Here is a 5225-nt window from a genome sequence, read left to right on the forward strand (position 1 = left end):
CGACCGCTTATGCCTTCGGCTGCCCCAGCCGTCCTGGTCACTCGCTCGCCACCCAACAAGGGGTGGCTCACATGCTCTCCAATGACTCGACGCGATTTCGTATAGCCTGCATTTTCACTTCCGCTTCGCTTCGTGAAAACTCAGGCACTATCGCTTCTGGGGACTACTCGACTCCTGTCTCGCAGCGTCTGTAGGACGGCCAAGGACAGCGTGTTTTATGAAGGCGAAGACGATTTTAAGATACAGGACATCTGCCCCGGACGCGGCGGCTGCACGGGCATCCCCGGTGTCCGCTTCACCACCGGGCGCTATGGGCCGGTCATGGCGGTGGCCTGGTGGGGGAAAGGTTACCTGGAGCCCATCTATTTGGTCAGTACAATACACTGCCCCAAGAGGCGCGCCTGTATTACCGGAAACGTTTCCGTATCGAGACGATGTTTTCCGATTTTAAAGGCCGGGGCTTCCAGTTGCAAAAGAGCGGCCTACGCGCACCCGAACGGGTTTCGCGCCTGCTGATCGCCGTTTCCCTGGCCTATTTGTGGCATGTCTTCTTGGGGGTTTACGCCATCAAGACCGGATGGGACAAAATTGTCCACCGGACAGACCGTTGCGACCTGAGCCTGTTCGGGCTGGGCAAACGCCTGCTGAAACGCTTCCTGACCAACGGCATACCGCTGCCGCCGTTTTGCCTGTTTTTAAACGTAAAAACATAATCAATTGATAATTAAGTCATATTTGTTTTATGAAAAAGTGTACGGTAATGAAAAGATTGCTTCGGCATCCTTGCCGGTCAATCAGAAAAAATCACGCGACCGCTTATGCCTTCGGCTGCCCCAGCCGTCCTGGTCACTCGTTCGCCACCCAACAAGGGGGGGCTCACATGCTCCCCAATGACTCGACGCGATTTCGTATAGCCTGCATTTTCACTTCCGCTTCGCTTCGTGAAAACACAGGCACTATCACTTCTGGGGACTACTCGACTCCTGTCTCGTAGCGTGAGTGCCAATTTTTTGTCAAACTTTAAAAACACTATATATTGTGTTTTTCAGTTGTATCAACCACTAGAAAAAATGAGCGAACGGTGAGATTTAGCTTATGCTGGCTGAATTTTAGCTTGAAGTTATTTTGAAACATTAGGGACTGGGCCGGGAAACCAGCCCTGTTTAGTTTTCATAGAACAGGCTAACTTAGTGTGGACATGTAACCAATTTGGGAGGGATCGACACAGGTTCAATTGGCTTCATGATTAAGCAAATAACGCGTATGTTTCCGCTCACCATGCCTAAGCAAAGCCCCTTTCGCCACCAAATCCTGCAAATCACGAGTAGCAGTCGCTCTAGGCGCTCCAGTAATGCCGATGTATTTTTCCGCACTCAAGCCGCCGATGAAACCCTCCGGGCCTTCGCGGAATAGCCTTGCCAATACTTTTTCCTGGCGTAGGTTCAGTTGCCCGCGCAAGCGGTCATAAAGTTTGGCTTTACTGATCAGAAATTCGATCCACATTGCCGTATAACCTTGGGCAGTTAACACCATGTCCGCGAAATAAATCAGCCAGGGCGTTATCTCATTGCGTTTGTTGGCCTGTTCTAGCGCGGTGTAATAGGCTTTTTTATTGCGTTCAATCGTGTAAGCAATGGCTATCAGCGTCGGTTGCCCCACGCATAGGGCAAGGGCTTTTTCGGCAAGTGCCCGGCCAATCCGGCCATTGCCATCTTCGAAAGGGTGGATGCTGACAAAATAGAGGTGGGCAATGCCCGCCCGTAGCAAAGGGGGCAGCGGATTTTTCCCCGTCGGAGACGTATCGTTAAACCAGACAATGAACTGCTCCATTTCCGCCATCATCTGTGATGAAGGTGGTGCTTCAAAATGCACTTTCGGGGCATAGATGGCGCCGGAGACGATTTGCATAGGGTCTGTATGCGTGCGGTATCGGCCAATGTCGTTTAAATCACGCCGACCATTGGTCAGCATGGTGTGCCACTCGAACAATAGGGTGTGGGACAGGGGTGCATCAAACCCCCGGTATAAATCCACCATGACTTCGGCAATGCCTTGTTCGGCGGCGGAGACCTTGCGGTTGTCCGTGACCAAGCCGAATTGACGGCATATTGAGGATTGCAGGCTATCACGATCCAGATATTCGCCTTCAATGGCCGAGGTTTTTAAGGCTTCATTGCTGATAAGTTCGATAGTCAGTTGCCGCTTATCCTCGTCACCCAAATGCTTGAAGGCGCCGAATAACAGTCCCGCACCCAGCAGTAACCGCTTTTCGCTGTCTTCAATTTTGGCTGGGTCGTAGCTAAAATGCGGCCAATCTGTCTGTTGCCAGTTCCACTTCATGAGTTATAGCCCTTGTTTTTATAACTCATAATATTATAAATAATGGGTTATAGGAAGGGCTTTTATGCATCATTATCATCATAATCTATATAGGAAGCCGTGGGTACCCTGCCGGCTTTTCCGGCCGTCCGTTAAACTGAAAGTGTCACCGGAATTAAACCGGTCTTGTAAACACGGCGGACGCGGAGAGTGCAAAAACTTTTGAAATGGGATAAATAAAAGAACAAAACAGGATTAACAATAAACAGCGAATTAAATGTGAATTTAGGATAAACGCCTAATTAAAAATTCCTGATCAACAGCTCAAACGATTGCGCCCTTGACTGCCCCGATTGAATCTTTCCGCACGAATACTTAATTGGCAACTGCTCAATTACAAGCCCAGCAAAAATATCCCGCATTGCCGGAATATCATTAACCGATATAATCATCTTGCCCTGCATCGTCTCAGCAATTTTCGCCATTTTAGTATATTGCTCGATACCGAACTCAATACCATAGCCAGCGGTTTGATAGTACGGCGGATCGCAATAAACCAATGTATCCTTACTATCATAGCGAGCAATACATGCCGCCCAGTCTAAATGCTCGATAAACACGCCATCTAATCGAGCGGCCAACGACTCAATATCACGCATAAACCGCTTTGCCGACAAGCCAGCCGATGCAGTACGGGCATAGCCAAAATTGAGCTTACTCATGCTTGCACTAAAAGCCATCCGATTTAACGCATAAAACCTTGCAGCACGTTGTATATCAATCAGCCTATCAGCGACACTATCTTTTAGCCTATCAAACAAAAAACGGCTATGAAGCATAGCTACCGACTGCTTTGCCAACTCTTCAGGATGGCATTGCACACAACGATACAAATTTATCAACTCGCCATTGGCATCATTGATAACCTCAGCTTTTGACCGGGGCTTACGAAGCATAATAGCCGCACCACCACAAAAAGGTTCGACATAACAAACATGCTTAGGTAAAGAAGGAATGATAATTTTAGCTAACTTACTTTTTCCGCCTTGCCAGCGCAACATGGGCAGGGTTGGTTGGTTGGTTGGTTGGTTGGTTGGTTGGTTGGTTGGTTGGTTGGTTGGTTGGTTGGTTGGTTGGTTGGTTTAGACGCGTCATTCAAAAAGTTCACCAAATAAAATAAAAATCAGCTAATCAACATGATATAAGCTAACGCATAGTAGGGCGGCAAGTTAGCATTTACCCCGCTTGAACCCGTATCTTGCGTAGTTAATCCAGTAGCGTTATCGATAGAAATCCCTGTTGCATTAGAACTGGTCGAGTTTAGGTTAGTATCATCTTCAGAGCCATTGGATGTTACGGTATAAACATCATTGGGTGCCTGGAAGTCACCGTTTTTGTAACCTGTGACATCGTGCGAATGACCTTCGTCAGTAATAGAGTGATTGTGGTCGTTTACATTATGGCTATGACTAACGACAATCGCATCTTTAGAACCGCCTGATGCAGCCACAGCATAACTATCACCCGCGCCAACAATAAATCGGTTGCGTAAATCCGGTGTGCCGCTTGAGCCATTTAAGTGGCCCCCATTGTCCAGACAATATTTAGCCTAGTTTAAGATAGTGTCATTGCCATTGCAGCGGATTGGCGCTGCCCCGTTTCTCCGTTTGAAGCATTTCGTTTATCGCTAAAATGATCTGCTATTTTTGCCCCGCCGCCGACCGCCGTCCGATAGACTTCATCGGGCGTTTTATAGCCCAGTGATTGATGGTAACGTCCGCTGTTGTAGAAAACAAAATAGTCGGCCAGCCCTGATAGCAATTCCGGCAAATGGGCGTAACCTTTCAGATAAACATCCTCATGCTTGACGCTCCGCCACAGCCGTTCGACAAAAATATTGTCCAATGCCCTGCCGCGTCCGTCCATGCTGATTGTGATGCCGTTGTCCTTGAGTACGGCTATCCATTTGTCGCTGGTGAACTGCGCCCCTTGGTCGGTGTTGAAGATTTCGGGTATCCCGTAGAGCCTGAGCGCAGTTGCCAAGCAATCCACGCAAAAGCCGACATCCATCGTGTTCGACACTTCCCAAGCCAAAACCTTACGGCTGTACCAGTCGATGACCGCCACCAGGTAGACAAAACCGTGCGCCAGCCGGATATAGGTTATGTCCGTACTCCAAACGTGGTTAGGGCGGACAATGCCCAAGCCCCTGAGCAAATACGGGTAAACCGCGTGCGCCGGGTGGCTTTTGCTGGTGTTGGGGCCGGGTGCCATCCCTGCCAAGCCCAGGATGTGCATCAGGCGCTGCACGCGCTTGCGGTTGACGCAATGGCCTTCGGCGCGTAGCCAAGCCACCATTTTCCGGCTGCCGTAAAAGGGGCGGCGGGTGTATTCCTCGTCCAACAAGCGCAGCAACATCAGTTCGAACCCGTCCACCCTTTCCGCTTTACCCGCATACACGGTCGACCGGGCGATGCCCGCCAAACGGCATTGGGCTGTTACTGGCAACTGCCCGTCATTGGGGGCAACCCACGCTTGCCGCAGGCTTAAGGGTTGATCCCGGACTTTTTTTTCAGCCAGTCCAACTCCATGTTGAGCTGTCCTATCTTGGCGTACAGGCGTTCGGGGTCGCTTTGCGGGTCAACCGCCTTCGGGCCGCGCTTCGTCTCAAACAGTTGCCCGGCATTCTCCAGCAAGGCTTTTTTCCAGAGGCCGACTTGCGTCGGATGGACACCGTGTTCTTGGGCTATCTCATTGGCCGTCTTTGTACCTTTGACCGCCTCCAACGCCACCTTCGCCTTTTGTGCGCCGGTCATCAATTTACGCTTTTTCTCACTCATTTTCGTCCACCTGTTTTATGATGGACACCATCTTAAATTATTGTCTGTTTTTATGGGTCCACTATA

At 49.8% G+C, this 5225-nt stretch carries 5 protein-coding genes; 1 reads left to right on the forward strand and 4 read right to left on the reverse strand.

Features of this window, described 5'->3' with window-relative positions; translation table 11 throughout:
* Positions 1-335 precede the first annotated feature (335 nt).
* Entirely contained in the window at positions 336-713 is a 378-nt protein-coding gene (locus AADEFJLK_RS24575; protein WP_282957364.1) for a transposase, read from the forward strand.
* Positions 714-1230: 517 nt separating this feature from the next.
* Here the strand turns inward: AADEFJLK_RS24575 and AADEFJLK_RS13780 are convergent.
* The 4 genes from AADEFJLK_RS13780 to AADEFJLK_RS13795 all read right to left on the reverse strand — a co-directional run bounded on the left by AADEFJLK_RS13780 (position 1231) and on the right by AADEFJLK_RS13795 (position 5159).
* Complete coding sequence (locus AADEFJLK_RS13780) at positions 1231-2340, reverse strand: Fic family protein (RefSeq protein ID WP_103974673.1); 1110 nt, start codon at positions 2338-2340, stop codon at positions 1231-1233.
* A 281-nt stretch (positions 2341-2621) separates the two neighbouring features.
* Positions 2622-3380: a DNA adenine methylase gene (locus AADEFJLK_RS13785; protein ID WP_103974674.1), complete on the reverse strand. Its 759-nt coding sequence runs from the start codon at positions 3378-3380 to the stop codon at positions 2622-2624.
* Positions 3381-3502: 122 nt separating this feature from the next.
* Positions 3503-3829 carry a hypothetical protein gene (locus tag AADEFJLK_RS24040; protein WP_146054603.1) on the reverse strand — a complete coding sequence of 109 codons (327 nt, stop codon included), beginning with the start codon at positions 3827-3829 and terminating at the stop codon, positions 3503-3505.
* Positions 3830-3933: 104 nt separating this feature from the next.
* A protein-coding gene (locus AADEFJLK_RS13795) for an IS3 family transposase (RefSeq protein WP_428839016.1) occupies positions 3934-5159 on the reverse strand; the annotation gives its coding sequence in 2 pieces (ribosomal slippage) (positions 3934-4883 and positions 4883-5159; 1227 coding nt in all).
* Between the last annotated feature and the right edge of the window lie 66 nt (positions 5160-5225).

The sequence above is a fragment of the Methylovulum psychrotolerans genome (assembly GCF_002923755.1).
Taxonomy (GTDB): domain Bacteria; phylum Pseudomonadota; class Gammaproteobacteria; order Methylococcales; family Methylomonadaceae; genus Methylovulum; species Methylovulum psychrotolerans.

What these genes read in the sequence shown, in the direction of transcription:
- AADEFJLK_RS13780 (WP_103974673.1), bottom strand. Translation starts at nt 2,340, where the DNA reads ATGAAGTGGAACTGGCAACAGACAGATTGGCCGCATTTTAGCTACGAC.
- AADEFJLK_RS13785 (WP_103974674.1), bottom strand. Translation starts at nt 3,380, where the DNA reads ATGTTGCGCTGGCAAGGCGGAAAAAGTAAGTTAGCTAAAATTATCATT.